Origin of the sequence: Pseudomonas sp. 43(2021) (assembly GCF_017490805.1) — a bacterium.
GTDB lineage: Bacteria > Pseudomonadota > Gammaproteobacteria > Pseudomonadales > Pseudomonadaceae > Aquipseudomonas.
Genome location: NZ_JAFGYJ010000016.1, coordinates 60,164 through 86,439 on the forward strand (window position 1 = coordinate 60,164; position 26,276 = coordinate 86,439).

Here is a 26,276-nt window from a genome sequence, read left to right on the forward strand (position 1 = left end):
GCCGGCCTGGCCTGCGGCTGTCGTCCTGCATGCCCGCGCCAATCTGCCAAGGGCAATGCGACATGAAAACACTGGCCAAGCTCCCCGTCACCATCGTCACCGGCTTCCTCGGCTCGGGCAAGACTACCTTGCTGCGCCACATGCTCGACAACGCCCAGGGCCGCCGCATTGCGGTGATCGTCAACGAGTTCGGCGAACTGGGCATCGACGGCGAAATCCTCAAGCAGTGCAGCATCGGTTGCACCGAGGAAGAAGCCAGCGGTCGCGTCTACGAGCTGGCCAACGGCTGCCTGTGCTGCACCGTGCAGGAAGAGTTCTTCCCGGTGATGCGCGAGCTGGTGGCACGCCGTGGCGACCTGGACCATATCCTCATCGAAACCAGCGGCCTGGCCCTGCCCAAACCGCTGGTACAAGCCTTCCAGTGGCCGGAAATCCGCAATGCCTGCACCGTCGACGCGGTGATCACGGTGGTCGACAGCCCGGCCGTGGCAGCCGGCACCTTCGCCGCCTACCCGGACCAGGTCGATGCCCAGCGCAAGCTCGACCCTAACCTGGACCACGAATCGCCGCTGCACGAACTGTTCGCCGACCAGCTGGCCAGCGCTGACCTGGTGGTGCTGAACAAGGCCGACCTGATCGACGCCGAAGGCCTGGCCAAGGTCCGCGCCGAAGTGGCCGAAGAACTGCCGCCGGCAGTCAAGGTGATCGAGGCCAGCAGCGGCAAGCTGCCGCTGGAAGTGCTGTTGGGCGTAGGCGCCGAATCCGAGGCGCACATCGATGGCCGCCGTACCCACCACGATTCGCACCATGACGACGATGACCATGACGATCATGACCACGACGCCTTCGATTCGATCTCCATCGACCTGCCCGAAGCTGACGAAAGCCTGCTGCTCGACGCTCTGACCCAGCTGGTAGTGGAGTTCGGCATCCTGCGCGCCAAAGGTTTCGCTGCCATCCCGGGCAAGCCGATGCGCCTGCTGGTGCAAGGCGTGGGCACCCGTTTCGACAAGCACTTCGACCGCGCCTGGCGCGCCGACGAGCCGCGCATCACTCGCCTGGTGCTGATCGGCCAGGACCTCGACGCTGTCCAGCTGGAAGCGCGCCTGCGCCAGGCCCTGGGCGCCTGACCCGTGCACCTGCTGCGGACCCAGCCCGGCGGCTTCGTGCCGGATGACAGCATTGCCGACCTCGGCCAGACACCCGCCGAGCTGGTGATTCTCTGCAGCGGCGATTCGCACCTGGCATTGCTCGCCGATACTGCCGAGCAATTGCCCGAGGATTACCCCAGCCTGCGCCTGGCCAACCCGATGCAGGTACAGAACCATGCCTCGGTCGACCTGTACGTCGACCAGGTGCTGCGCCATGCCAAGGTCATCCTGGTGTCGCTGCACGGTGGCGTCGGCTACTGGCGCTATGGCGTCGAGCAGCTGGTCGAGCTGGCCGGCCGTGGCGTGCAGCTGATCCTGGTACCGGGCGACGACCGCCCGGACCCGGAGCTGACCAGCCTGGGCAGCGTCAGCGGCGAGCAGGCCGAGCGCCTCTGGCATTACCTGCGCCAGGGCGGCAAGGCCAACGCCATCAACCTGTTCAACTGTCTGGCCAGCCAGTGGCTGGGCCGCGACTATGCCTGGGACGAGCCGCAGCCTTTGCCGCGCACCGCCGTGTATCACCCGGCCAAGGGCAGCGCCACGCTGGAGGACTGGTACCCGCAGTGGCACGCCGAGCAACCGGTGGCGCCGCTGCTGTTCTATCGCTCGCACTTGCAGGCGGCCAACACCGCGTTCATCGACGTGTTCTGCCAGCGCCTGCAGGCCGCCGGGCTCAACCCGTTGCCGATCGCCGTGGCCAGCCTCAAGGAAAGTGCCTGCCTGGAGCAGGTCGAAGGCTGGCTGGACGAGGTGGGTGCCGAGGTGCTGGTCAACACCACCGGCTTTGCCCTGTCCAGCCCCGAACGCCCCAACCTGCGCCCGTTCCGTCGCGACATTCCGGTGCTGCAGGCCATCTGCGCGCAAGACAACCAGCCCGGCTGGGAGGCCAGCGAGCAGGGCCTGGGGGCGCGTGACCTGGCCATGCACATTGCCTTGCCCGAACTGGACGGGCGCATCATCACCCGCCCGATCAGCTTCAAGGACATGGCCTGGCGCAGCGAGCGCAGCCAGTCCGACGTGGTCTGCTACCGCGCTCACCCCGAACGCATGGACTTTGTCGCCGAGCTGGCCCGTCGCTGGGTCGAGCTGGCGCGCCTGCCGAATGCCCAGAAGCGCGTGGCCTTGGTGCTGGCCAACTACCCGACCCGGGATGGCCGCATAGGCAACGGCGTTGGCCTGGACACGCCGGCGGCCGCGCTGAACATCCTCAAGGCCCTGCAGGCCGAAGGCTACCCGCTGGCCGACTTGCCGGGCAGCGGCACGCAACTGATCCACCAGTTGCTCGGCGGCGTGACCAACGACCTCGACCAGCTGGACCTGCGCCCCTGCGCGCAGAGCCTGAGCCTGGCCGACTACCAGGCCGCCTTCGAGCGCCTGCCCGAGGCCAACCGCCAGGCGGTGCTGGAGCGCTGGGGGCCGCCGCAGCAGGACCCGATGTACCGCAGTGGCCGGCTGATGGTGGCCGGCCTGCGCTTTGGCTTGACCTTCGTCGGCATCCAGCCGGCGCGGGGTTACCAGGTGGATCCCAGCGCGGTGTACCACGACCCCGACCTGGTGCCGCCGCACGGTTACCTGGCGTTTCACTTCTGGTTGCGCCATGCCTTTGCCGCCGACGCGGTGATCCACGTCGGCAAGCACGGCAACCTCGAATGGCTGCCCGGCAAGGGCGTCGGGTTGTCGGCGCAGTGCTGGCCGGACGCCTTGCTCGGCCCGTTGCCGAACATCTACCCGTTCATCGTCAACGACCCGGGCGAGGGTGCCCAGGCCAAGCGCCGCACCCAGGCGGTGATCATCGACCACCTGATGCCGCCGCTCACCCGTGCCGAAACCTATGGCCCGTTGCGCCACCTGGAGCAATTGGCCGACGAGTTCTACGAAGCACAGCTGCTCGACCCGCGGCGGGCCCGCGAGTTGCAACGCGACATTCTCGAGCTGGTCAAGGCCAACCACATCGACCGCGAACTGCAGCTGGAAGGCCAACTGGACGATGCCGCCGTGTGGCTGCCGCGTCTGGATACCTACCTGTGTGACTTGAAGGAATCGCAGATTCGCGATGGCCTGCATGTGTTCGGCCAATCGCCTGAGGGCCGGCTGCGCCTGGATACCTTGCTGGCGCTGTTGCGGGTCGAGCGCGGCGACGGTCGCGGCGGCAATGCCAGCCTGCTGCGGGCCCTGGCCAAGGCGCTGGTGCCGGGCTTTGACCCGCTCGATTGCGAACTTGGCCAGCCATGGCAGGGCGCACGCCCTGAGCAGTTGCAGGCCATGAGCAGCGAGCCCTGGCGCACCTGTGGCGATACCCGCGAACGCCTCGAGCTGTTGGCGCTGCAGGTGATCGACCAGGCGCTGGGCGGAACCGCCCAGTTACCGGCCCTGAGCGAATGGCAGCCGGTACACGACGTGGTGCAGGCGCTGCGCGAAGCGGTGGCCCCCAGCCTGGACGCCTGCGGCAGCGCTGAAATGCATGGCCTGCTGGCGGCGCTGGCCGGGCGTTTCGTGCCCGCCGGTCCCAGTGGCGCGCCCAGCCGTGGGCGCCTGGACGTGCTGCCCACCGGTCGCAATTTCTACACCGTGGACGTGCGCAACCTGCCCACCACCACCGCCTGGCGCCTGGGCTTCGCCTCGGCCAACCTGATCCTCGAGCGCCACCTGCAGGACCACGGTGATCACCTGCGCCAGCTCGGCCTGTCGGTGTGGGGCACGGCAACCATGCGTACCGGCGGCGATGACATCGCCCAGGCCATGGCGCTGATGGGCGTGCGACCGGTGTGGGCCACCGGCAGCCAGCGGGTCGACGACTTCGAAATCTTGCCGCTCAGCCTGCTCGACCGCCCGCGGGTGGACGTGACCTTGCGCGTTTCCGGCTTTTTCCGTGATGCCTTCGGCAACCTCATCCGCCTGTTCGATGCGGCAGTGCAGGCGGTGGCCGCGCTGGACGAACCCGATGACCTCAACCCCTTGGCCGCCCGCGTGCGTAGCGAGCGCGCCGCGCTGCAGGCGCAGGGCGTTGACGCCGAGCAGGCTGCGCGCCAGGCCGGCTGGCGGGTGTTCGGTGCCAAGCCCGGGGCCTACGGTGCCGGAGTGCAGAACGCCATCGACGGGCGCCTGTGGCACAGCCGCGACGACCTGGCCGAGGTTTACCTCAACCACGGTGGCTATGCCTACGGCGCCAGCGACGACGGTACCCCGGCACGCGCCCAGTTCGCCCAGCGCCTGGCCAAGGTGCAGGCGGTGCTGCAGAACCAGGACAACCACGAGCACGACCTGCTCGATTCCAACGACTATTACCAGTTCCAGGGTGGCATGCTGGCGGCATCGGAAACCTTGTCCGGTGCGGCAGTGGCCAGCTACCACGGCGACCACAGCCAGGCCGACCGGCCGCGCATCCGTACCCTCAAGGAAGAGTTGAACCGGGTCATCCGTGCCCGGGCGTTGAACCCGAAGTGGATCGACGGGGTCAAGCGCCATGGCTACAAAGGCGCCTTCGAGATGGCGGCGACAGTCGACAACCTGTTCGCCTTCGACGCCACCACGCAACTGATCGACGACCATCATTACCAGGCGCTGGCCGATGCCTACGTGCTCGACCCGGCGACCCGCGATTTCATGCGCGAGCACAACCCCGAGGCCCTGCGCGACCTTACCGAGCGTTTGCTGGAGGCCCAGCAGCGCGGCCTGTGGCAGGCGCCGGGCGAGTACCGCGAAGCCCTTGAGGAACAACTGCTCGACGGCGAGGAACAGGCTTGAAATGAGTGAACCCGTGCAATTTCCGCTGGCCGCCGTGGTTGGTGCGGACGACTTGAAACTGGCGCTGTGCCTGACCGCCATCGACCCGAAGATCGGCGGCGTGCTGATCGAGGGGCCGCGCGGCATGGCCAAGAGTACCCTGGCCCGAGGCCTGGCTGACCTGCTCGGTGAGGGACCATTCGTCACCCTGCCACTGGGCGCCAGCGAAGAACGGTTGGTCGGCACCCTCGACCTGGATGCCGCGCTGGGGCAGGGCAAGGCGCAGTTTTCCCCGGGTGTGCTGGCCCAGGCCGATGGTGGCGTGTTGTATGTCGATGAAGTCAATCTGCTGCCTGACACCTTGGTAGACCTGTTGCTCGACGTGGCCGCCAGTGGCACCAACCGCGTCGAGCGTGATGGCATCTCGCACCGGCACAGTGCCCGTTTCGTGCTGATCGGCACCATGAACCCGGAGGAGGGCGAGTTGCGCCCACAGCTGCTCGATCGCTTTGGCCTGAATGTGGCGCTTGAAGGCTTGCCCGAGCCTGAGGCGCGTCAGCAGATCATTCGCCGCCGCCTCGCGTTTGACAGTGATCCGCAGGCCTTCTGCGCGCAATGGGCCGAGGCCCAGGCGCAATTGCGCGAGCGCTGCCAGGCGGCGCGCCACGCCCTGGCCGGCATTGCCCTGGACGACCAGGCGCTGGCCTGGATCACCGAACGCTGCTACGCCGCCGGGGTCGACGGCCTGCGCGCCGACCTGGTCTGGCTGCGCGCCGCACGCGCGCACTGTGCCTGGCGCGGCGGCGCGGCCATCGAAGAAGCCGATGTCGATGCAGTGGCCGAGTTCGCCTTGCGCCATCGCCGCCGCGTTACGCCCCAGGCCAACCCGCCTTCCGCGCCGCCGCAGCCTGAGCAGCAGCCCGGTCAGCAAGGCGCAGGTAACCCTGGCGAACAGGGTGGCCAGGGTGACTGGGGCGCAATGCCAGCGCAACCGGTGGCCAGCGGCGCCCGCCGTGAGGTGCCGAACTGGGCAAAAAAGCCCTGAGCATCCCCCAGCCACCTGCCAAAGGGGCGGATGCCAAAGCAGGCACAGGTGAGCAGTACGGCGCCAGCCGGGGCCGGGCGCGCAGTGCCGCGGCCGGTCGGGTGGCCTGGCTGCCGACCCTGCTCAAAGGCCGGCCACGCCAGCGCCAGGACCTGTGCTGGCAGCAACGCCAGGCCAGGCCCGCAGAACTGTGGTTGGTCATCGTCGATGCTTCGGCCTCGACCCGCCGCCACCAGGCGTTGGCGCAAACCAAAGGGCTGCTGGCGGCGCTGTTCGACCAGGCCTACCGCCAGCGTGCCCGGCTGGCCCTGCTTACCGCCAGTGGGCGCACGCCGCAGTGGCAGCGCCACGGCCTGAAGGCCTCGGCCGCTTTGCAACCTTGGCTGCAAGCCTTGGGGGCCGGTGGCGGAACCCCGTTGATCGCTGCACTGGAACAGGCTCGGCACTGGTTACTGGCGCGGCAACGGGCCCACCCCGAAGAGGCGCTGCGCTGTCTGGTGTTTACCGACGGTCGCCTGCAGCACTGGAACGCCGTGCAGCCGATGCCGTGTGCCACGTTGCTGGTGGATATGGAACTGGCGCCGGTGCGCCTGGGCCGTGCGCAGCGCCTGGCGCAACAACTACAGGCCGATTACCAGCACCTGCAACAGTTCAGGCTGATGGATTGAAAAGTATCGATGCGACACTATGTCGCAATTAGGAAAGTTGCCAGAACAGCAACCCGGAAGTTGTACAAGTGCGTGGCTGCGCACGCACTTGGTTTGCCAGCCGATATTATTTCGGCATCGACCACGGTTGCAGGTCGTAACCTTTTTCGCACAGTTCGGCGCGCACTTCCTCGATCAGGCTGGCCCACTGGGCCGGGTCGGAGTAAATACGCGAGGACACTTGCTTGCTGCCGATGCGGGTGCTGGTCCGGTCGATCACTGCCAGGCTCAGTTCACCAGTACCGTTGGGTGCATCCCAGGCTACGCACTGGAAAGGTTCGAAGGCGTGGTCGGCAATCAGCAGTGCTTCGTTGACACGGAGCGGGGCATTCATGGTTCGGTCTCTCTATGGTCCCAAACATCGAAGTGAGTCCGCGTTGCTTCAAAGTCGCCTCGGTTATCGCGAAGTGCAGCGCGGGGTTATGTGTACTGATGCTCGTTGTCCGGGGGCAAGTCACACATTGGTTGTAAAAAATTTTTGCAGGGTCGAATCCGTTCTGGCCCACGCCGCCATGTGATGTCGATAAAGTGCGAAAATTCCCGTCACGTATTGTAAAAAAATGATTCGGCAGACAGACGGTACTGGGAACCGTCAAATTCGTTGCTACTGTTAATCGGGCGCCACAACTTACTGTTTTATTTCAAGAAACCTAAAACTGGCGCCAAGGATTGGTCATGCAGCAGCCTGCCGTCCAACGCCGTTTGCTCATTGTCGACCCCTGCGATGACTGTCACCGTTTGTTGCCTGGTTTGCGTAGCGCAGGCTGGGATGTGGACAGCTGCATGCTCGGTGCCGCGCTGGATCATCCTTGCGATGTGGGCCTGTTGCGCTTGCAGGCGTCGCACCTGAGGCGCCCGGACGGGGTCAAGGACTTGATCAAGCGCAGTAATACCGAATGGATTGCCGTGCTCAGTGCCGAACAGCTGCGCATGCCGGCTGTCGGCGATTTTGTTTGCGAATGGTTCTTCGACTTCCACACCCTGCCGTTCGACGTTTCCCGCGTGCAGGTCACCTTGGGCCGGGCGTTCGGCATGGCACGCCTGCGTGGCAAAGGGGCGGCGAGGGTGGATGAAGCGAGCCACGAACTGCTCGGCGAAAGCCGCCCGATCCGTGAGCTGCGCAAGCTGCTGGGCAAGCTGGCGCCCACCGAATCGCCGGTGCTGATCTGCGGTGAAAGTGGTACCGGCAAGGAACTGGTGGCGCGTACCCTGCACCGTCAGTCGCAGCGCAGCGAGCAACCGTTCATTGCCATCAACTGTGGGGCGATCCCCGAGCACCTGATCCAGTCCGAACTGTTCGGCCATGAGAAGGGCGCCTTCACCGGTGCTCATCAGCGCAAAGCCGGGCGCATCGAAGCGGCCCATGGTGGCACGTTGTTCCTCGATGAAATCGGCGACCTGCCGCTGGAGTTGCAGGCCAACCTGCTGCGCTTTCTGCAGGAAAAACACATTGAGCGGGTGGGCGGCAGCCAGCCGATCCCGGTGGATGTGCGGGTATTGGCGGCTACCCACGTAGACCTGGAAAGGGCCATCGAGCAAGGGCGCTTTCGCGAAGACCTGTACTACCGCCTGAACGTGTTGCAGGTAGTGACCGCGCCTTTGCGCGACCGGCATGGCGACCTGTCGATGCTGGCCAGTCATTTTGCCCATTTTTACAGCCTGGAAACCGGGCGCCGACCCCGTTCGTTCAGCGACCATGCCCTGGCGGCCATGGGCCGGCATGACTGGCCGGGCAATGTCCGCGAGTTGGCCAACCGGGTACGGCGCGGGCTGGTGCTGGCCGAAGGCCGGCAAATCGAGGCGCAGGACCTGGGGTTGCAGACCCTTGACCAGGTGCAGCATCCGCTGGGCACGCTGGAGGAGTACAAGCACCGGGCCGAGCGCCAGGCGTTGTGCGATGTCCTTAGCCGGCACAGTGACAACCTGAGCGTGGCGGCGAAGGTGCTGGGCATATCGCGGCCGACTTTCTATCGGTTGCTGCACAAGCATCAGATGCGCTGAGCAGTGGATGGCACCGGCTACGCCGGTGTTCGCGGGTAAACCCGCTCCCACAGGTACGCGCAGTTCCTGTGGGAGCGGGCATGCCCGCGAAGAGGCCCCTACAGGCTACCGATCAATGCGGCCCGCGGGGAATGGTCTTCAGCAGGTCTTCCGGGCTGATGTGCCCCACCACCTGGGCCACCGCGCTGCCCGGGGTCGGCAGGTCGATGATGTGGCTTTTCATCTTGCCGATCACATGCATTTCGCACGGTTTGCAGTCGAACTTCAGGGTCAGCACTTCATCACCCTGGATCAGCTGCATCGGCGCCACCTTGGTGCGCACGCCGGTCACGCCCTTGGCTTGCTTGGGGCACAGGTTGAAGGAAAAGCGCAGGCAATGCTTGGTGATCATCACCGGCACTTCGCCGTGCTCTTCATGGGCCTCGTAGGCCGCGTCGATCAGCTGCACGCCGTGGCGGTGGTAGAAGTCGCGGGCCTTCTGGTTGTAGACGTTGGCCAGGAACGACAGGTGCGACTCGGGGTATACCGGCGGTGGGGTGGTCTCGGCCTTGCGCCCGCCACGCGGGTGCGCCTGCACCCGTGCTTCAGTCAGCGCCTCGACGGCTTCGCGGCGCAGGGCCTTGAGCTGCGAGTTGGGGATGAAGTACGCCTGCGGAGCGTCCAGCTCGATGCTGTCGGCGTGGTACATGGTGGTACCCAGCTGGCCGAGCAGGTCGTGCAGCTGGTCCAGCGCCTGCTGCGGCTTGTTGGCCGGGCCGAACGGGCCGTCCAGTGCCACTTGCGCGCTCACGCCTTCCTCGCTGGTGACAGTCAGCACCAGGCGTTGCTCGCGCAGTACCGCGTGCCATTGCACGCCGACGCGGCGTTCGGCCGAGGTGCGTTGCAGGGCCTGCTGCCAGTTGTGGTCGAGGTTGCGCGACAACGGGTGGTTGGGCCGCAGCTTGTGCAAGCCTTCGGGCATTTCGTTGGGCTCGACGCGGTAGCGGTAGCGCTTCTCGCCGTCTTCCTCGAACTCGCCACGCGGTTCGGCGATGTTGGCACGGAAGCCCACCACTTCACGCTTGACCAGCACATTGAGCCCGTCGCCGTTGGTCAGTGGCACCTCGGTGACGACTTGCATGTCACGCTTGCCGACCTTTTCCACCACACCCACCGGCAGGCCGGTGAAGGTTGGCGAGTCGAAGGCTCCGATGTCGACCTTGCGGTCGGTGACGAAGTAGTCGGTGCTGCCGCGGTGGAACGTCTTGTCCGGGTCGGGCACGAAAAAGTGCTCGGTGCGGCCGCTGGAGGCGCGGGCCAGCTCCGGGCGGCCTTCGAGGATGGCGTCGAGTTCCTTGCGGTAATGGGCGGTGATGTTCTTCACGTAGCCCACGTCCTTGTAGCGGCCTTCGATCTTGAACGAGCGCACGCCGGCATCGACCAGGTCAGCCAGGTTGGCGGTCTGGTTGTTGTCCTTCATCGACAGCAGGTGCTTCTCGAACGCGACCACGCGGCCTTGGTCATCCTTCAGGGTGTAGGGCAGGCGGCAGGCTTGCGAGCAGTCGCCACGGTTGGCGCTGCGGCCGGTCTGCGCATGGGAGATGTTGCACTGGCCGGAGAAGGCCACGCACAGCGCACCGTGGATGAAGAACTCGATGGCGGCGTCGGTTTCGGCGGCGATTGCACGGATTTGCTGCAGGTTCAGCTCACGGGCCAGTACCAGCTGGGAGAAGCCGGCCTGGTCGAGGAACTTGGCTCGCGCCAGTGTGCGGATGTCGGTCTGGGTGCTGGCGTGCAGCTCGATCGGCGGGATGTCCAGTTCCATCACCCCCAGGTCCTGCACGATCAGCGCATCGACACCGGCGTCGTACAACTGGTGGATGAGCTTGCGCGCAGGCTCCAGTTCATTGTCGTGGAGGATGGTGTTGATGGTGGTGAACACGCGTGCATGGTAGCGATGGGCGAACTTGACCAGCTCGGCGATATCGCTGACTTCGTTGCAGGCGTTATGGCGCGCGCCGAAGCTCGGGCCACCGATGTAGATGGCGTCTGCGCCGTGCAGGATCGCTTCACGGGCGATGGTCACGTCACGGGCAGGGCTGAGCAGTTCCAGGTGATTCTTTGGAAGGGACATGTCGTTATAGGTTCGGGCTGTCACGGTTTAGGCGGGCATTGTAGCGACGAAACGGGCTGGCGGCATCATCGGGGTGCCGAGAGGTGCAGGATGCAGGAATATTGTGGGGCACGGGCAACGGTGGGAGCGGCCTTGCGTCGCGAAAAGGGGGGCGTAGCGCCCCCAGGGGCTTGGATCCACCGCAAGATCATTGGGGCCGCTTTGCGGCCCTTTCGCGACACAAGGCCGCTCCCACAGGCCGCTCCCATCAGGTTGGACCTGACAGGGTGAATCAGCGCTTGGCGGCCATTGCCGTGACTTCCACGCGCATGCCTTCGAATGCCAGTGCAGCCACACCCACGGCGGCGCGTACCGGCCAGGGCTTGCTGAAGAAGCGCTGGTACACCTCGTTGAACGCAGCGCGGTCAGCCATGTCGGTCAGGTAGATGGTCAGGTGCAGCACGCGGTCCATGCCGCTGCCGGCCTTCTCCAGCGCCACTTTCAGCGCCTGCAGGGTGCACTCGCTCTGCTCGACGATGCCGCCCAGCTCCAGGCTGCCATCGGCGTGGGTCGGGATCTGCGTGGTGACCAGCACGCCGTTGTATTCGGCGACGTCGGAGGAAATCGACTCGGCGTCCGGGTCCGGGGTGTAGATGATGTCTGCTTGTGCCATGGTGTGTTTTGCCTTGCTACGGAAGGATTGTTATTCGCCTAACTCTCAGTGACCATCTGTCAGGCCCAGCATTTACGGTGCTTTTGTCCTGATTTGGCTTCACTATACCCCCACTATTGGGGAGTGTATATAGCGATTTCTGGTGGTATGATCCAGGCGAATCGTACCCCCAAGCCGCAGCGGATACCCCCAGTGTCAGGACAGCCATCGCCAGAGAAACCCCGCGCCAACAGCGACGCCGCCGCCCGCAGTCTCGACAAGCCGGGCAAGTACCCCTCGGGGTCGATTCCTGGCATGTACTTGCATGTGAAAAAGGCCTCAAAAGTCTGGTTCCTCAAATACCGGCTTCATGGCGTCGAAGGCACCTACACCATCGGCGGGTTCCCCGACATCAGCCATGCCAGAGCCTGTGAGCTGGGGCAGGAGGCCCGCACCTGGGTTGCCGAGGGGCACAAGCCGAAGGACATGAGGGATGCGCGGATCGCAGCCGAGCTTGCACAGAAGGGCGAGACGTTCGAAAAGGTGTGCAGCGAGTGGTTGGCGAGCAGGGGCGACCTGGCTCACAAGACGCTGCTGAACTATCGCAGTACGCTGGACCTCCACGTACTACCTGCGCTGGGTGCGCTGCCGGTCCATCTGGTGCAGTACCGTCATGTAAAGAAGGTCTTGGTCGATCTTGGTCAGCACCCTGCAGCCGCCAATCACGCGCTTGTCACCATACGCGCCGTGCTGGACTACGCGGTGGAGGCGGAGCTGATCGACGACAACGTGGCGGCGCGGCGGGGCAAGGGGCTGATCCGAAAACGCAAGACCGTCCACCACGCAGCTATTGAGCGTCCAGACGACCTCAAGGAATTCTTGCGTCGCCTCGAACAGCAGGCCCCAGCTGGCAGCCCGACCACCTGGGCGCTGTGGATGCTGGTTCTATTGCCTGTACGACCCAGTGAGCTAGCGAAGATGCGCTGGGAGGACATCAATACGGGCGAGGCCGAATGGCGCTACACGGTGCCCAAGACCGGCAAGCAGCATGTCGTGCCGCTACCCGACCGGGCTATCAGCATGCTCGCCATGATCCGGGAGCATCGAGCACAGGCGGCGGCTGCAACTGTGCCGTCACCCTTCGGGGGCATTGCCAAGCCAAGAGTGGCGACAGGCTGGGTGTTTGCTTCTACCCGTGGTGCCGGCAAGTCCATCTGTTCTACCACGATGCTCAACGGGATTCGGGCGCTGGGATATGAAAAGGGCGAGCTGACTTCACACGGGTTCCGGTCGACGTTCCGCAGCCTGGCTCACGAAAAGCTGGGTATCGAGGCTATCGTCCTGGAGCTGTGCCTAGGGCACAGGATGCCAGGGACATTGGGTGATACCTACGCCAGGGCGCACCTGCTGCCGCAGCGGCGGGAGGCGATGGAGAAGTGGGCGGCGTATGTGGAAGACCTGTGGTTCGAGGTCGTGCACGGCGTTTCCAGGGCGCAGGCCGAGGCTTCGCTTACGGGGTTGTAGGCGGGTAGGGTGGGGCGGTTTTATCGGGATTCTTGGGTCTTCGGCATGATGGCACAGCGTGTAGTTAGGTAGTTAGGTATGTAGGCATGTTTCGGAAAAGGTAACTACAGGCTTGGGGCGTCTAGCACAGGTATTTGAGTCCTGCTGTAGTTATGTAGTTAGGTTTTTACATGAATTAGAGGAAGAGTAATAACCCTATAGCTACTACAGGGTTATACAGGTATTGCCAGCAAAATAGGGTAAAACCTAGCTACGCTAACTACACCTGTGCTCAAACCCTTGTGCTAGAGCTGTTTTGCCTGTAGTTAGGTCCTAACTACACTCCGCCGCTGCCCAACTACACTCCCGATAGCGGTGCCATCATTGGCGGCCATCCATGGCCCCGAGAACCACGATCAACGATCACAGTTCGAACTGGTCGTAGGTGTCTGCCACATCCTGTGCAGTAAGCCCGATGTAGGCCATGGTCACGGCCGGGCTGCTGTGGTTCAGCACCTTGCAGATCAGCTCGATGGACTTGCCTGCCTTGTGCATCATCCACCCCCGTGTTTTGCGCATGCTGTGGGTGCCCAGCGCAATGCCCAGCTCATCACCCACGGCCTTGAACGCCTTAGCCACGGCCACACGGCTCACTGGCTTGCCCTTGGCGCGGTTGCTGTCCACTTCGAACAGGTACACCGCTCCAGGCTTTGACCTGGCCTTCACGATGGCCATAGCCGGCTCATTCAGCTTGATGGTGCGTGGCTTGCCGGTCTTGCCCTCCACCACCCTCAGCTGCCCCGTCTGTGCCTCCTGCAGCGTGATTTCCAGCAGGTCGCTGATGCGCAGCGCCGTGTTGATCCCGAACTTCCAGACGTCCGCGTACAGCGTGTTGCCCCGGGCGTTGAGGGTCAGCTTGCGCTGGACCAGATCGATGTTCGCTTGCGTCTTCACCGCTTCAACGAGTTGCATGGCTCACCCCTTGAGTTTGCTGGCTTCGCTAGTTAACACAATGTTTCTTGATGGTCAGGATGCGCCCGCTTTTGCTTGAAGTCAACAGCCATGAGGGTTGGCTAGTTAACAGAATGGTATTGTGTAAATTAGAGGGAGCGGCACAGGGGCGTCGACAACGGGCGTCGTCGCCAGGGCGCGGATGCCGGCAGGGGGTGGGGGTCGCCTGGAAAAGGGGGGTGACGGGCTGAGAATGCGACCGTACGCCGGGTGGTGCGTCCTTTGCATCTCGCGTAATACGCTAATACAGGCGTGAAACCCCAACAGGATTTTCCAAAAATCCAAGCCCCATCACCTGCGCCGAAAAATTTTTTGTAGCTGGAAATCCAAGCCCCAACCACTTAAACCTGTGCAACTCGCAAACGCAAAATTTAAACGCAACTTAAAATTCCGCCACCCAATCAATAAGTTGTGCCAACCCTTAATTTAAATAAACGAAACGGTACCGGGATAAAATCTCCCGGTAATTCTAACCCATTGTTCACCCGCAACTTTTTACGCCGCAAGGACTATATGCAAGAATCATACCGCTCGTCGGAAAGTTATTGTATAGACAACCATTAGATATTAGTTTGAATGTACTCAGCGAAACATCCGGGGGGATGCGCCGATGAACTTCCAGCCAACTACCAGCGCAACAGCCGCAGTCACCAGCCAGCAACTGGCTGATCTTCTGGCTATTACCCCTAGCGCCCTTTGCCACCACCCCGAGCTGCCACATGCCGCACCTGTGCATACCGGCCGCCCTGGCAAGCCACAGCATGCTTTCACCCTGGAAGACCTGGCCGCGTTCGCCTTCGACCAGACCGCGCACCTTTCCGAAGCGGAAGTCCGTTTGCGCCTGGCCTTGGCTGGCCGCACCGCACCGCCACGCAACCGCCACGCCACGAAGCGCCCGCACCGTCTGGTGGACAACGACCAGGGCGGCTACACCGCTGTGCCCCAGCTCGGCCCCGACGATTTCGACCTAGACCAACAGGCGGCCATCCGGCAAGCCGTCAAACAGGAGCCACGACCATGAACTTCGCCGAAGCCTTCGCCACGCCGCCCGCGCCCACTGTCGGCGGCCTGCCGCTCGAAACCTTCATGGGCCTCGTACAGCTGTATGAGGAAAGCTGCGACAAGATTCTGCGCGGCCTGGAACGTGAACTTGTGCTGATGCAGCTCATTGCCTTGGAAGAACGCGACCAGGGCGGATTCACCATCCATTGATTCCTGACCATGCGTCAGGGGAGCGACAGGAGAAATGGCTTTCGCAGACCTCTTTTCCGCCGAGAGCATCGGCAACCTGATGCAAGACCCGCGCATGGTGCTGGGTCTGCAGTTGCTCAGCCAGGGCCGGCAAGGTTCCGGTTCCCAGGCCCTCGGTCAGGCAGGCAGCCAAGCTGTGCAACTGTATGGCGAGCAGAAGCGCCAGCAGGAACTGGCCGACTACCGCAACAACCTGGCGCGGATGCAGCAGGAGCAACTGACCCTGCAACAGCAGAGCGCCCAGGCCAAGGCACAGCAGCAGGCTGAATACCGCGCCCGACTGGCTGACCCCGCGTTCTTGCAATCGCTCAGCCCCATGGCCCGCCAGATGGCGCAGCTGGGGGTCGACCCGGCCGAGCTGATTCGCGCCACCAACGCCGACAACCTGGCCCAGCATCGCCAGGCCCAACTGGCCCAGCAGAATGCCCATTTCAACGAACGGGAAGCCCGCCTCGGTGCCAACGCCGGACCGTCCGCGCCCAAAGTGCCAACGCCTCGGCAGATCATCCAGGAGCATCTGCCTGATGGCCGCGTGCAAAACCACATGTACGACGCGGCCAGCGGCACTTACAAGCCTCATGGATCGCCATACAGTCCCTTCTCGAACCGCGGCAAAGCCGCAACCGGTGCTGACGCCGCCACTGAGGCGATCATGGGCGCCGAGGCCGAACCTGTGCCGGATACGTCCGCACTGCCAGGTACCGGCAGCTTGGGGAGCTACATGCCGAGGCCACAGCAAGGCCCGGTTGGCGTGATGGCGGCAGCCGGTGGTAATGCCCAATCCGCAGCGAAGGCCAAGCCGAACATGCGCGTACCTGGCCAGGCACAGATCGCCCGCCCGCTCACCAAAGCGGACTATGACGCTCTGCCGGCCGGCACCCAGTACATCGACCCAGTAAGTGGCAAGACCGCCACTAAGCGAGGTTAACGTGCAATGGCCACCAGTGCTTTCGGTGACGAAATTCCCGACGATCCAGTGGCGCCTGGCCCTGCTGCGCGCCAACCGCAACCGGCGCCAGCGCAGCCACAGGTAAGCGCGTTCGGTGACCCGCTGTCCGCGTTCGGTGACGCCCTTGACGACGAGCCGGCTCAACCTGTACAGCCCGCCCCAGCTCAACCTGTGCCAGGTGGCGAGCTGCCCAACCGCACCGCCGGCCAATGGGCAACGGATGTCGGCGCCCACATCGGGCGCGGCGCCTATGGCCTGTTCGATACCCTGGCCGGCGTAGGCGACCTGGCAACCGGTGGCGCGGTCACGCCTTGGCTGCAAAGCCATGGCCTGGACTCGCAGAAGGCCCGGGCCGCGCTCGATGCTGAAATGTCGCCCCAGGCCCTGGCCCAGCGCAAGGAAGTGGAGGACGCCCAAGGCTTCGCCGGTACCGCTGGCGCCGTACTGCGCAACCCAGCGTATGCCGCAGGCGCGATCATCGAGAGCGTGCCGCAGATGGTAGCCGGGGGCGTGGCGGGTCGCGGCATCGCCGCCGGTGCCAGGCTGGCCGGTGCCGCCCCAGGCTTGGCCGGTGCACTCGGTACTGGTGCCGGTGAAGGCCTTGCCGCAGCAGGCCAACAGGCCGCGCAAACTGTGCAACGGACAGGCGACCTCACCCCTGGTCAAACTGGCCTGGCGCTGCTGTCGGGTGGCATGACTGGACTGCTCGGTGCCGCTGGTGCCCGCGTCGGTCGCGCTCTCGGCATAGGAGACGTTGATTCGATGCTGGCCGGGCAAGGCGGCGCTGATGTGGCCAAATCGCTGGTCAACCGGGCATTGGCTGGTACCGGCATCGAGAGCCTGGAAGAACTCAGTCAGTCCGCACAGCAGCAAGTTTTGACCAACTTGGCGACGGGTCGCCCGGCGATGGAAGGCGTGGCCAATGCTGCCGGACAAGGCGCGGTACTGGGTGGCGTGATGGGCGGTGGCGTGAACCTCGCCAGCCGTCCGACCGTGAACACCCCGGCAGAACAGCCCGCAGTACCGCCAGCACCACAGGTTGATCCAGTTGTCGCTGCTGCCCGCGCAGCTGTGCCCGGCGCGATCCAGCGCTACTTGAACCCCGAGCAGGCGACCCCGGCGCCGGCTGCCCCGCCAACCCCGCCACGGCCAGCGCCGCAGCCAGCCCCGCAACCTGTGCCATTCGCGGGCAGTCAGAATGTGCGTCCACTGTTCGAGTCGATGGGCCTGGATCAACAGCAGATGGACAGCAGCCTGGCCCTGCTCGCGGATGACGAACCGAACATCGAAGCCGCCCGCCGGGGGAAAATGACATGGGAAGAAACCAGCCAGTTGGCAGACTTGGCGGGTACTTCCATCGCCAAGATGCGCGCCCGTCGTTTAGGCCAGCCGCTGAATGCGGAAGATCATCTGGCAGCCACCAGATTCTTGAAGCAGCAAACCACGCGCACGCTCGAACTGGCCAACCAAATGTCGGAGCTGACGAACGCCGGTAAAACTGACGACGTACTTGCCGCCGATTTCATGACAGCGCTGAACGACCTGCGCACTGTGCAGGGCGCCGTCATGGGCAGTCGTGCTGAATTGGGCCGGGCGCTCGCAATTCAACGAATGAACGTACAGACCGGTAAGCAGGCAGCCGCTCTGCTCGATTCTGTAGGTGGCATGGAGTCGGCCAAGGACATGGCCAAGGCACTGACCACTGCAGCCCGCACAGGGGGCGTGAAGGCAGCCAACAAGCTGGCGTCCAAGGCCGGCAGTGATTGGTTCTGGACGTATTACAAGGCCGCTCTGTTATCTGGCCCTGATACTCACATCGTGAACTCGGCCAGCAACCTGGCTAACGCTGTGCTGAACATTCCAACCCGCGCCGTGGCCGGTGGTATCGGCAGTGCCAAGCGCGCCGTGGGGCTGCAAGGTGAAACCCGCATGGCTGAACCGGCGTACCAGCTGCGTGGCTTTGTGGACGGAATCAGCAGCGGTGCCAAGGCCTTTGCCGACAGCTGGCAGGGTCGCGAAACTGAATATGAAGCCAGCAGCAACGCAAAGAACGACGTTTACCGCAGCGACCTGCTGGGCCAGAAATACTGGGGTGTGCCACTGCGCGCCCTCGGTGCTGCTGACGCCTTCTTCAAAGCGGTCAACGCTGGAATGGAAACCTATTCCTTGGCCTACCGCACGGCTGCAAGTGAAGGCCTCGAAGGTGATGCACTCGGTGCCCGCGTCAAAGAGTTGGTTGCCAATCCCACGGAAAAAATGAAGGCAGGCGTCAAGGCATCAGCTGAATTCCAGACGTTCACAGACAAGTCTGGCGCTGTCATCAACATGCTCAATCTGGCAAAGAACAAGGTTCCGCTGGGGCTTGGCAACCTGCCGATGACGTTCGTTAAGACCCCGGGAAAAGTGGCCGCGTATTCGGTGAAGCACACCCCACTGCTGACCTACGCCTTCAAGGATTCGCGTGACGCATTCAAGGCAGGCGGCGCCGCCCATGAGCAGGTGCTGGCCCGGCAGGCTGTCGGCTCGCTGATTATGTCCCTCGGTGCACTGGGCAGCGCAGCCGGAGTCCTCACTGGTAACGGCCCGAACGACGATGGACAGCGCCGGGCATGGCTCGCCGCAGGCAACCAGCCGTACAGCCTCAAGATCAACGGGCAGTGGTACAGCTACCAGCGCATTGAACCGTTCTCGACGTTGCTGGGGATCAGCGCTGATGTGGCACAAAACTACAGAGCCGGTGACTCAGGTGGTGCTGCGCTGACCAAAGCCATCGGCAATAACCTCATGAACAAGACTTTCCTCAAAGGGCTTACCAGCATGATTCAGGCGCTGGCTGACCCTGACAGGTACGGTGCCAGTTGGGCGAACAGCACCGCTGCCACCCTGATTGACCCGTGGACTATCGGTGCCCACGTTGGCCGCGCCATGGACCCGTACCAGCGCGAAACCGACCGCGACAGCTTCACCGACCAGCTCAAGTATCGCTTGCCGTTCGCACGGGAAACGCTGCCCATCCGCAGGGATCAGTTCGGCGCCGCGCAGATGGAGCCACAACGCCAGTTCGGCAGGGTCGGCCCCATCCCATCCACTGTGCCGAGTGACGACCCGCTGCGGCAGGAAGCTGCGCGCCTCGGTTGGGCGCCGCAGGCCATGAAGCGCACCTTCTCCCTGAAATCCCAGGTACACGGCCAGCGCAACCAGAAGGTGGAACTGACCACCGAACAGCTGAACGAACTGAACGAACTGGCTGGGAGCCGGATGCATGCCGACGCCAGTGCCTTGATGCGCTCCAAAGCGTGGCAGGCCATGGACGATGACGAACGTGTCGACGCCTTGGACAAGGTGATGTCTGCTGCCCGACGCAGTGCCAAGCAAGCATTCACCCCGTACCTACGCAACGGCAGCCGTGGCGCGATCAACCTTCACCGGCAGCAGACGGCCGCCAAGGCCCGGAGCAAGAAATGAATACCGAACTCGAACAGGCACAGGCTGCTGTGCTGGCCGCTCGCAAGGCGGTAGCCGAGCTGCAGGACGCAGAGGCCTATGTCGCCAAGCACCTACCGCTTGCCGGGCAAGCCTTGGAAGCCGCTGTCGCCAAGCTGCGCCGGCTCACCCAGGCAGACGGCACTGCAGCCACTGCCAATCAACAAGCCATCATCGACCAGCTCACCGCCGAAATCACCGCCGCCAGGGGGGAACGCAACCATGTCTGACCTCAATCAGCTCGACCGCCTGCGTACAGACGCCGGCTTACACAACGTCGATTTCAGCCGCGCCGCCCTTGTCGCAGAGTCGAACGGCCACGGCTACATCATCAAGTTTGACCCGCCAGTCGTACCGCTTGGCCCGCTGGCCGAAACCATCTTGGACCGTACTGTGCACGCCCGCTCTGCCCAGGGCGCAGAAGCGGTACTGCTCGACGGCCTTATCAAACTGCATCGAGCCGAACGTCAACGTGTGCGACTCGGTACCGTGTGTGGCTGGTCGAGCGACCAGATCGCACGCACGCCCTTGAGCGAAACCGAGCTGGCGACCTATCGCGCACGGACCAGCCATGCAGGCGAAGTCGCCCGGCTCCAGGCACAGCTGGCCGAAGCCTTGGAACAACAGGCCGACCGCGAAAAATGTGCACGCGGGGCCGCTGTTTTGAGTGAGCGCTACGGCCTTGCTGCAGCCCATGCACCTACCGAAACCCCAAGCGCCGCGATCAGTGGCCGCCCAAGCAAAGCCAAGCGCGCATCGCGCCAAGAGGTGAACCATGAGCAGCATTGAAGTCGAACCAATCGATGGCCCTGATGAACCTGTGCCAGTCGATGGCTTGGCCGCCGAATTGACCAATAGTGTCGGCGTGCCAAATGACGCCGGCCCTGATGACGCTGTGCCGAACGCCTTGGCAGACGAGGTGGAGGAATACTCCGCGCATGCAGAGCAGCGTGACAGCCACCTGGCCGAGGATGGCGAAGGCGAGCAGGTGGACGAACAGGGCGGGCCGCGTGTGCCCCTCGGTGCCCTGCATAGGGAACGCGCCCGTCACCAACAGGCCAAAGCACAGATCGCCCAGCTGCAGGCACAGCTGGCGGCGCACCAGCAGCAGGTCGCTCAGTTCCAGCAGTGGCAACAGCAGCTCGCCGCCCAGCAGCAACAGGCCCAGCAACAGGCGCAAGTCCCGGCGTTCGAAGAAGACCCTGAGGCGCACATCGCCGCCCGGTTCGCACAGATCGAGCAGCACATTGCCGGTCAGCAGCAAGCGGCCGTGCAGCGTCAGCACATCGAGCAAGCCGCCACCCAGGTGCAGCACGAACTTACGCAAGCCGCACCAATCGTCACGCAACTAGAGGCCGAGTTTGCAGCGCAGCACCCCGACTATCACCAGGCGTATGCACACCTTGACCGTGAAGTGGACGCCCGCATTGCAGCGCAGCGCCCCGGCGCAAGCCCGGAGCAGCGCGCTTTCGCCAAGCAGTTGGCAACGCTGCAATTCGTCCAGTACTGTGCATCCACCGGTCAGAATCCGGCCCAGCTGATTTACAGCAGGGCCGCTGACCTCGGCTACCAGACCCAGCACCGCGCCCCGAGCATGAAGCGTGCACCGACCAGCCTTGGCGCGCTTCCAGGTGGCGGCCGGGCGCCGGACGAACAAGGTCGGCTTTCTGCCTCCCAGGTGTCGCAGATGTCTGATGCCGAGTTCAACGCGTTGTTCGAATCGATGCGCGACGGCGCTGCCCCACGGTTCGGGTTCTGACCGTGAGCACCCTGCAAGGCGTACCAGCTGACGATGTGCCGAGGGCATGGCACATCGTCAGTTCACTTGTGCACCAGTACCTGACCGAATCCAGGGAACACCGCTGGGAGGCCGCTGACATCCTGGCGATGATCCTTGAGCGTGATGCTCAGCTGTGGCTTGTCGTCGGTGACGGCGGGCTGCTGGCCGTGGTCGTCACGCGGATCGTCCAGTACCCGCAGGCCAAGGAATGCGACCTGTTCATGGTCCATGGCGAGCTACCGGACGATTGGCCGGCCCACCTGGAGCAGCTGTGCACCTGGGCGCAGGCACAAGGTTGTGAGTCCACCGCCGTCATGGCGCACAAGGGGCAGGCCCGACGCTTCGCCGGGTGGCAGTCGAGGCAAATCTACATCGTGAGGGATTGACCATGCAGACCATCACTGAACCCCAAGTCGACAGCCTGCTGCGCCACCTCCAGCGCATCGCAGAGCGGTCACCCGTGCACCTGCGACCCAAGCGCCGGCAGATCGTGAGGGGCATGCGCGCTGCGCTCGCTGCCATGGCGGATGCTCCGACACTGGAAAACCTGCGCAACGAACTGGCGTATGAACTGGTCGGCTATGTGCCCGAGGAACCGGGGCCGGAGGCCGCGGCCCCCCGCGAACCGACCGAGTACGACATCCAGCGTGCAGCGCATCGTCAGCGCATCGCTGCGCGCTTGAACGAAGGCGCACCACCGGTCGTGGTTGCCGCAGAAATGGGCTGCAGTCTCAGGCTGGTCTATCGGGTACGACAGTCCCTGTGCCAGCCGGAGGCGTGATGCGCAGGTGGCAGGGATACCGCTCACTCTACGCGTTGGCGACGAAAAACCGTGAGGCGTTTCTTAAGTAGCTGCCACCGACTTAGGGGTTCTTTCTCGGGTGACGGCTGGAAGCCCGACAGCCAGCTCTCGTAATCCTCATCTTTCGGCAATAAACCTTCCTGCTCTGCCTTGCTCCAGTCGAAATTACTAACTCCTGGTGCCTCCCCCCGGAACTCTTTGCTGAACTTCTTGACTACATGTAAACCGTGTTCACGCAGGTCGTCACAAAGCTTGATGCTGAAAAATATTGTGTCGTCTGTATACAGCGATAGCGCCTGAACGTAGCAGCGATACTCTAGGTTAACCTTTCCTTTTGCATAAGGGAGACCGAAATAAAAATCTTCAATTTTTGCACCGGCCGGTAGCTTATCGTCTTTAATTTTTTCAATAAGCCCATTACGACCCCGAAGGGTGTCATTCAGGTTTTGTATCGCATCAGACATTGCAGCCACGGACGCAATGGCCCGTCCTGTGGTGGAGATTTTTCCCATCACGATATCTTGAAGATGTGTGATAGGTGTGGTGATTTCCTCCAAACGGTCGAGATTGGGTGCCATCTCAAAAGAAATTCCCTCTTTTCCCGCAGCCACCTCCTGCTTGTATTGCTCGAAAGCCTTGCAGTCATTTTCGTATGATTCTTTGAGCCTTTTTATATGTTGCTTCTTGAGCGCGTAAGCGAGGTTAACCACCGTATGTGCCAGCATGATGCCGGCATTGGTGCTGCGCAGTTCTTTCTGTAACTCATCGCGTAATTTGTTCCTGCTGGCAATGCGCTGCGCTGCCCATGCACCGAGCCACGCACCGACCAGTGCAGTGATGAACGCGGCGGCAGCCGTCATGATGAAGGGGAACCACTCGAACTTATCCCAAAAATCCATCGCCGGCAGCCACGATGCCGAGGCCGTAAATACGCCGTCAATCGGCTCCCATAAAACCATTGCAACCCCTTCGCTCTATCCATGGCACATAGCCAGCGATGATAGCGGCGTCGAGGATGATCTTGCCAGCATGGACCGCAAGCCAACCGTGTGCTGAACTTACTGTGCCCACCATCGGAGCAAGCAGCCATGTCACCCGACGACATCCTGGCATTCGTTGAACGTGAGTACAGCCATCTGGTAGCTGAGCCGCGCCACAACCCTGACGGCTGGGCATTTTTCCTCGGGGCTCCGCGTCGTGGTGCTGACAGCAACCGAATTTTCCGCGCTGTACAGCACAGTAGTGGCGGCCCCACCAGGCTCAAGCTGGCAGTGACTTCCAGGCTGAAAGGCGAGCCGGTGGAGATTGATTTCACGGGGAGTACTGCAGCGCTCCAGGCCTTGATCGACAGAGAGCTGGAGCGGTACCGAGACGGCCTTTAGCAGCCTCACCGCTTACTGCCCTGGGCCGCGAGAATTGCCCCTAGGCAGCTCAAGTTTCTTGATGATTTCCATGACTAGTTCATGGGCATTGATTGGGAAAGGATCAGCACCAACCCTGGAGAAATCTCGGCCAGCGAATATTTTCGATGCAATGTCGATCTTGATCTTGTGCTGTTCCTCTGGAGGCAGGGAGGCCAGGAACGGGGTAATGGCTTTCAGGTCGAGCGATGTCTGCAGGTGCTGGTATTGCTGCTCTCGGTGTTTCGCTGACTCCCTGGCCAAGTAGGCCGCCGGCACCGAAAGCAACAGTGCCAACGTGATTCGAATGACAAAATTTTCCCAATGTATCTCAGCATCAAGGCTCTTGAATGCGGTGACGCCAAGAAGGAGGACCACCAACGCCATGCACGCAATAGACCCCCATCTGAGCTTGTCGGCCGTCTTTTTCTCGACTTCGGATGACCTAGCATAATCACCAGCCACTACCTGAGCCGAAGCGTGACCAACCAACTCATCAATCTGCGTCTTCTTTTCATCTAAGTTGGCTTTCGCCTCGTCATATGCAAGAGAAATCTTTTTGATTTCGTCGTTAGCGGCATCCTGTAAGTTATCGATTTTTATTTCTATATCCGCTAATCGAGCCTGCTCAATATTTATACGTTTCCGCAGCTCTTTTTCAGCTTCTTCCAAGTTTCGCAGTGAAATTGTTTCATTTTCGTGCGGCACAGACATTATGGCGCTTAGAATCGTAGCCTGTCTAAAAAGCTCATCAAGTAACTCTGGCCGAAAATCTAACTTGACGCTTCGAATTGTCGATATTATCTGCTGAGTATTCGAGGTAAGTAGATTAGCTTTACCTACTAGATCTACAGGGTGACCATTTGAGAGCTGAGAGGCAAAATTGTCAATCTCCCATTTAAATCGATCAAGTTGTTCACCAATATCTGGAGGCAGACGATCAGGTCCGATTTCATTTTGAAGTGCGGCTACAATTTGGTAGATTTTTGAGACCGTTGTGCGAGCTTGATCTTCATTAATTTTCATATTTAAGGTGATGTATGAAAGAAATCTATGGGAGTACCCAACGCTATCCAATTGCCATCACAATGTCTAGCGCTGCGCCACGTGCAACGCATCTCAAGGCGGATGTGTCGGAATGGTATGGATCGAAACCGGTGCGCTATTCATCGTTGGCCACCTCGCTGTCATCGAATTGATCTTGAACAGGGAACAGGTGCACCCCGGTGTCTAGGTGGTTCATGCGTTGCTCGGCGGACGCAGCTTTCCACTGCTCGGCATTGCGGATCAGGTACACATTGAGTGGCATCGACTTGCCGGTTTCCCGCTTCAAGATGCGCAGCGGTTCCGGTTCCCCGCAAAGAACCTTGAGCACCTTGCCCAGGCTGGTGATGTTTGCCGGTTTAGTCAGGGCCAGCCCCATGTTGTTGAGCTTGGTAGCGGCTTCACCTACCACGATGATGTCCTTATCGAACGGCTCCCGACGCTGATCGATCAGCTCTTTGACGACGCCGTAAAGCTCGCCCTGTGCAGCGTCCTGCATGGCTCTGGCTGCAGCGGTTTGCGGCACAGGTGCGTATGGGTTCCAGTCGGCTGGGAACTTCCACTGCGCCAGAACACCAGCCACCAGCGCCGGACCTTCGTGCTCCATCCAGTCCACCAACTTGACGTAGTAGCTATCTGCCTTCGGGGCAGCATTGCACATGAACACGGCAATACGTCGGTCCCCCTGCATCAGCGGCAGCGCGTCCTTGTTGTTGGTCGTGACGATGTAGTGGGTGATGTTCTTGATGTCCTTGGCCGCCCGGCCCTTGCCTTCGAACGAAACCTGTTCCTCGGAAATCATGTTCTTGAAGTTTTCGTAGCCGTCCGCTTTCTCGGACCTGGCCATTTCGTTGATCATCAACAGGCGTTTGTGCTCGGTGACATCATCGAAGGATTTCGTCAGCGCTCGGCCGCTGCAGCTGCCCACCATGCAAGGCCCGAATACTTGGGCCAGCAGCTTGAACATCGTGGACTTGCCCACGCCACCGAGCTTGGAATAAAAGAGGAACGCGCTCGGGATTTTGATTTCAGGCGTCTGGTACAGGGTCGCCAGCCAGTTCAGGAAGTACATGACCACCACCTGGTCGCCGTCGGCCAGGTAGAGCAGGTGCTTGACGAAAATCTCAATGCTCTCGGGCGTGGCGTACAGATCGGGTGGGCACATGGTCTTCTTGCGCTCGTACCAGAGGTTAAACATCTCGGGGTTGCCCTCATGCTCGGGCTTGGATGTCGGTTCCATGACGACACGCCGTGCTACCCGTTGCAGCGGGTCCTCCCAGTTCCACCAGATGGCACCCGAGGCGGCCCGTTCTTCCTTGCCGTCACCCTGAATGATCGTGATTTCACCGTAGTGCTTGCTGCAATACTTGATGAATCCCTTCTGGCCGAAAATATCCCCCGACTCGATGTGGTAGGCGCGCTGCTCACCGTTCGCCGTCAGCATCACGAAGTCCTGGGAGATATAGCGAAGGATTTCCCTCGACTCGGTGTCGATGTTCATGCCCATTGCACACCCCCGCTAACCACTGCCGTCTGTTGAGTTCGCATTGCGCACTGGGGCGCCCCCTGTGCCGTTTGTTGGCGCGTCCGCTGCTGGCCCGTGTTGCGGACTACTGGCACGGGCAACGGCACAGGGGGGCGCCGTGCTGGGGCGGGTAATGGCGCCGGGCGCAGCACTGCGG

General features: G+C 62.5%; 23 protein-coding genes. 16 read left to right on the forward strand and 7 right to left on the reverse strand.

Annotated elements, in window-relative coordinates; genetic code table 11:
* Positions 1 to 62 precede the first annotated feature (62 nt).
* The 4 genes from cobW to J5M71_RS15370 all read left to right on the forward strand — a co-directional run bounded on the left by cobW (position 63) and on the right by J5M71_RS15370 (position 6,587).
* Positions 63 to 1,130 (forward strand): cobalamin biosynthesis protein CobW, encoded by a 1,068-nt coding sequence (gene cobW / locus J5M71_RS15355; protein WP_207833274.1) that lies wholly within the window; start codon positions 63 to 65, stop codon positions 1,128 to 1,130.
* Positions 1,131 to 1,133: 3 nt separating this feature from the next.
* Entirely contained in the window at positions 1,134 to 4,895 is a 3,762-nt protein-coding gene (gene cobN / locus J5M71_RS15360) for a cobaltochelatase subunit CobN (RefSeq protein ID WP_207833276.1), read from the forward strand.
* 1 nt (position 4,896) lies between these two features.
* A complete protein-coding gene (locus J5M71_RS15365) occupies positions 4,897 to 5,919 on the forward strand; it encodes an AAA family ATPase (RefSeq protein ID WP_207833278.1) in 1,023 nt (340 codons plus the stop codon).
* A 101-nt stretch (positions 5,920 to 6,020) separates the two neighbouring features.
* Positions 6,021 to 6,587 (forward strand): VWA domain-containing protein, encoded by a 567-nt coding sequence (locus J5M71_RS15370; protein WP_207833280.1) that lies wholly within the window; start codon positions 6,021 to 6,023, stop codon positions 6,585 to 6,587.
* Positions 6,588 to 6,693: 106 nt separating this feature from the next.
* Here the strand turns inward: J5M71_RS15370 and J5M71_RS15375 are convergent, their stop codons facing one another.
* Complete coding sequence (locus tag J5M71_RS15375) at positions 6,694 to 6,960, reverse strand: hypothetical protein (RefSeq protein WP_013972506.1); 267 nt, start codon at positions 6,958 to 6,960, stop codon at positions 6,694 to 6,696.
* Positions 6,961 to 7,301: 341 nt separating this feature from the next.
* Between J5M71_RS15375 and J5M71_RS15380 the strand changes: the two genes are divergently transcribed.
* Positions 7,302 to 8,627, forward strand: coding sequence for a sigma-54 dependent transcriptional regulator (locus J5M71_RS15380; protein ID WP_207833282.1), 1,326 nt, complete (start codon positions 7,302 to 7,304; stop codon positions 8,625 to 8,627).
* A 112-nt stretch (positions 8,628 to 8,739) separates the two neighbouring features.
* On the opposite strand, the gene J5M71_RS15385 is transcribed toward J5M71_RS15380, so the two are convergent.
* Together J5M71_RS15385 and J5M71_RS15390 are read right to left on the reverse strand one after the other, a co-directional pair.
* Positions 8,740 to 10,740: a U32 family peptidase gene (locus tag J5M71_RS15385; RefSeq protein ID WP_207833284.1), complete on the reverse strand. Its 2,001-nt coding sequence runs from the start codon at positions 10,738 to 10,740 to the stop codon at positions 8,740 to 8,742.
* A gap of 271 nt (positions 10,741 to 11,011) precedes the next feature.
* Complete coding sequence (locus J5M71_RS15390) at positions 11,012 to 11,392, reverse strand: RidA family protein (RefSeq protein WP_015270613.1); 381 nt, start codon at positions 11,390 to 11,392, stop codon at positions 11,012 to 11,014.
* A 192-nt stretch (positions 11,393 to 11,584) separates the two neighbouring features.
* Between J5M71_RS15390 and J5M71_RS15395 the strand changes: the two genes are divergently transcribed.
* Positions 11,585 to 12,895, forward strand: coding sequence for a site-specific integrase (locus J5M71_RS15395; RefSeq protein WP_347709865.1), 1,311 nt, complete (start codon positions 11,585 to 11,587; stop codon positions 12,893 to 12,895).
* A 402-nt stretch (positions 12,896 to 13,297) separates the two neighbouring features.
* Here the strand turns inward: J5M71_RS15395 and J5M71_RS15400 are convergent, their stop codons facing one another.
* Positions 13,298 to 13,846: a tyrosine-type recombinase/integrase gene (locus J5M71_RS15400; RefSeq protein ID WP_207833288.1), complete on the reverse strand. Its 549-nt coding sequence runs from the start codon at positions 13,844 to 13,846 to the stop codon at positions 13,298 to 13,300.
* A 649-nt stretch (positions 13,847 to 14,495) separates the two neighbouring features.
* On the opposite strand from J5M71_RS15400, the gene J5M71_RS15405 reads away from it, so the two are divergent.
* Genes J5M71_RS15405 through J5M71_RS15445 form a run of 9 tightly spaced genes read left to right on the forward strand, consistent with a single transcriptional unit; the run spans position 14,496 to position 22,129 of the window.
* Positions 14,496 to 14,906, forward strand: coding sequence for a hypothetical protein (locus tag J5M71_RS15405; RefSeq protein ID WP_207833290.1), 411 nt, complete (start codon positions 14,496 to 14,498; stop codon positions 14,904 to 14,906).
* The gene (locus J5M71_RS15410) at positions 14,903 to 15,097 is read left to right on the forward strand and encodes a hypothetical protein (protein WP_207833291.1); all 195 of its coding nucleotides are present in this window, start codon (positions 14,903 to 14,905) and stop codon (positions 15,095 to 15,097) included. The genes J5M71_RS15405 and J5M71_RS15410 overlap by 4 nt, the downstream gene beginning before the upstream one ends.
* A gap of 34 nt (positions 15,098 to 15,131) precedes the next feature.
* On the forward strand, positions 15,132 to 16,064 hold the full coding sequence (locus tag J5M71_RS15415; RefSeq protein ID WP_207833293.1) for a hypothetical protein: 933 nt from the start codon (positions 15,132 to 15,134) through the stop codon (positions 16,062 to 16,064).
* Between the two features lie 6 nt (positions 16,065 to 16,070).
* Positions 16,071 to 19,550 (forward strand): hypothetical protein, encoded by a 3,480-nt coding sequence (locus J5M71_RS15420; RefSeq protein WP_207833295.1) that lies wholly within the window; start codon positions 16,071 to 16,073, stop codon positions 19,548 to 19,550.
* Complete coding sequence (locus J5M71_RS15425; protein WP_207833297.1) at positions 19,547 to 19,798, forward strand: hypothetical protein; 252 nt, start codon at positions 19,547 to 19,549, stop codon at positions 19,796 to 19,798. The genes J5M71_RS15420 and J5M71_RS15425 overlap by 4 nt, the downstream gene beginning before the upstream one ends.
* Positions 19,791 to 20,357 (forward strand): hypothetical protein, encoded by a 567-nt coding sequence (locus J5M71_RS15430; protein ID WP_207833299.1) that lies wholly within the window; start codon positions 19,791 to 19,793, stop codon positions 20,355 to 20,357. Before J5M71_RS15425 ends, J5M71_RS15430 begins: the two co-directional genes overlap by 8 nt.
* Complete coding sequence (locus J5M71_RS15435; RefSeq protein WP_207833301.1) at positions 20,344 to 21,327, forward strand: hypothetical protein; 984 nt, start codon at positions 20,344 to 20,346, stop codon at positions 21,325 to 21,327. The genes J5M71_RS15430 and J5M71_RS15435 overlap by 14 nt, the downstream gene beginning before the upstream one ends.
* A gap of 2 nt (positions 21,328 to 21,329) precedes the next feature.
* Positions 21,330 to 21,734, forward strand: a complete 405-nt coding sequence (locus J5M71_RS15440) for a hypothetical protein (RefSeq protein WP_207833303.1) — start codon at positions 21,330 to 21,332, stop codon at positions 21,732 to 21,734.
* 2 nt (positions 21,735 to 21,736) lie between these two features.
* Positions 21,737 to 22,129 carry a hypothetical protein gene (locus J5M71_RS15445; RefSeq protein WP_207833305.1) on the forward strand — a complete coding sequence of 131 codons (393 nt, stop codon included), beginning with the start codon at positions 21,737 to 21,739 and terminating at the stop codon, positions 22,127 to 22,129.
* 23 nt (positions 22,130 to 22,152) lie between these two features.
* On the opposite strand, the gene J5M71_RS15450 is transcribed toward J5M71_RS15445, so the two are convergent.
* A complete protein-coding gene (locus J5M71_RS15450) occupies positions 22,153 to 23,109 on the reverse strand; it encodes a hypothetical protein (RefSeq protein WP_207833307.1) in 957 nt (318 codons plus the stop codon).
* A gap of 129 nt (positions 23,110 to 23,238) precedes the next feature.
* Between J5M71_RS15450 and J5M71_RS15455 the strand changes: the two genes are divergently transcribed.
* Positions 23,239 to 23,532, forward strand: a complete 294-nt coding sequence (locus J5M71_RS15455) for a hypothetical protein (protein WP_207833309.1) — start codon at positions 23,239 to 23,241, stop codon at positions 23,530 to 23,532.
* Between the two features lie 12 nt (positions 23,533 to 23,544).
* Here the strand turns inward: J5M71_RS15455 and J5M71_RS15460 are convergent, their stop codons facing one another.
* Positions 23,545 to 24,576, reverse strand: a complete 1,032-nt coding sequence (locus tag J5M71_RS15460; RefSeq protein WP_207833311.1) for a hypothetical protein — start codon at positions 24,574 to 24,576, stop codon at positions 23,545 to 23,547.
* Positions 24,577 to 24,712: 136 nt separating this feature from the next.
* Complete coding sequence (locus tag J5M71_RS15465; protein WP_207833313.1) at positions 24,713 to 26,095, reverse strand: primase-helicase family protein; 1,383 nt, start codon at positions 26,093 to 26,095, stop codon at positions 24,713 to 24,715.
* Positions 26,096 to 26,276 lie beyond the last annotated feature (181 nt).

What these genes read in the sequence shown, in the direction of transcription:
- cobW (WP_207833274.1), top strand. Translation starts at nt 63, where the DNA reads ATGAAAACACTGGCCAAGCTCCCCGTCACCATCGTCACCGGCTTCCTC.
- J5M71_RS15365 (WP_207833278.1), top strand. Translation starts at nt 4,897, where the DNA reads ATGAGTGAACCCGTGCAATTTCCGCTGGCCGCCGTGGTTGGTGCGGAC.
- J5M71_RS15375 (WP_013972506.1), bottom strand. Translation starts at nt 6,960, where the DNA reads ATGAATGCCCCGCTCCGTGTCAACGAAGCACTGCTGATTGCCGACCAC.
- J5M71_RS15380 (WP_207833282.1), top strand. Translation starts at nt 7,302, where the DNA reads ATGCAGCAGCCTGCCGTCCAACGCCGTTTGCTCATTGTCGACCCCTGC.
- J5M71_RS15385 (WP_207833284.1), bottom strand. Translation starts at nt 10,740, where the DNA reads ATGTCCCTTCCAAAGAATCACCTGGAACTGCTCAGCCCTGCCCGTGAC.
- J5M71_RS15390 (WP_015270613.1), bottom strand. Translation starts at nt 11,392, where the DNA reads ATGGCACAAGCAGACATCATCTACACCCCGGACCCGGACGCCGAGTCG.
- J5M71_RS15400 (WP_207833288.1), bottom strand. Translation starts at nt 13,846, where the DNA reads ATGCAACTCGTTGAAGCGGTGAAGACGCAAGCGAACATCGATCTGGTC.
- J5M71_RS15405 (WP_207833290.1), top strand. Translation starts at nt 14,496, where the DNA reads ATGAACTTCCAGCCAACTACCAGCGCAACAGCCGCAGTCACCAGCCAG.
- J5M71_RS15410 (WP_207833291.1), top strand. Translation starts at nt 14,903, where the DNA reads ATGAACTTCGCCGAAGCCTTCGCCACGCCGCCCGCGCCCACTGTCGGC.
- J5M71_RS15415 (WP_207833293.1), top strand. Translation starts at nt 15,132, where the DNA reads ATGGCTTTCGCAGACCTCTTTTCCGCCGAGAGCATCGGCAACCTGATG.
- J5M71_RS15420 (WP_207833295.1), top strand. Translation starts at nt 16,071, where the DNA reads ATGGCCACCAGTGCTTTCGGTGACGAAATTCCCGACGATCCAGTGGCG.
- J5M71_RS15425 (WP_207833297.1), top strand. Translation starts at nt 19,547, where the DNA reads ATGAATACCGAACTCGAACAGGCACAGGCTGCTGTGCTGGCCGCTCGC.
- J5M71_RS15430 (WP_207833299.1), top strand. Translation starts at nt 19,791, where the DNA reads ATGTCTGACCTCAATCAGCTCGACCGCCTGCGTACAGACGCCGGCTTA.
- J5M71_RS15435 (WP_207833301.1), top strand. Translation starts at nt 20,344, where the DNA reads ATGAGCAGCATTGAAGTCGAACCAATCGATGGCCCTGATGAACCTGTG.
- J5M71_RS15445 (WP_207833305.1), top strand. Translation starts at nt 21,737, where the DNA reads ATGCAGACCATCACTGAACCCCAAGTCGACAGCCTGCTGCGCCACCTC.
- J5M71_RS15450 (WP_207833307.1), bottom strand. Translation starts at nt 23,109, where the DNA reads ATGGTTTTATGGGAGCCGATTGACGGCGTATTTACGGCCTCGGCATCG.
- J5M71_RS15455 (WP_207833309.1), top strand. Translation starts at nt 23,239, where the DNA reads ATGTCACCCGACGACATCCTGGCATTCGTTGAACGTGAGTACAGCCAT.
- J5M71_RS15460 (WP_207833311.1), bottom strand. Translation starts at nt 24,576, where the DNA reads ATGAAAATTAATGAAGATCAAGCTCGCACAACGGTCTCAAAAATCTAC.
- J5M71_RS15465 (WP_207833313.1), bottom strand. Translation starts at nt 26,095, where the DNA reads ATGAACATCGACACCGAGTCGAGGGAAATCCTTCGCTATATCTCCCAG.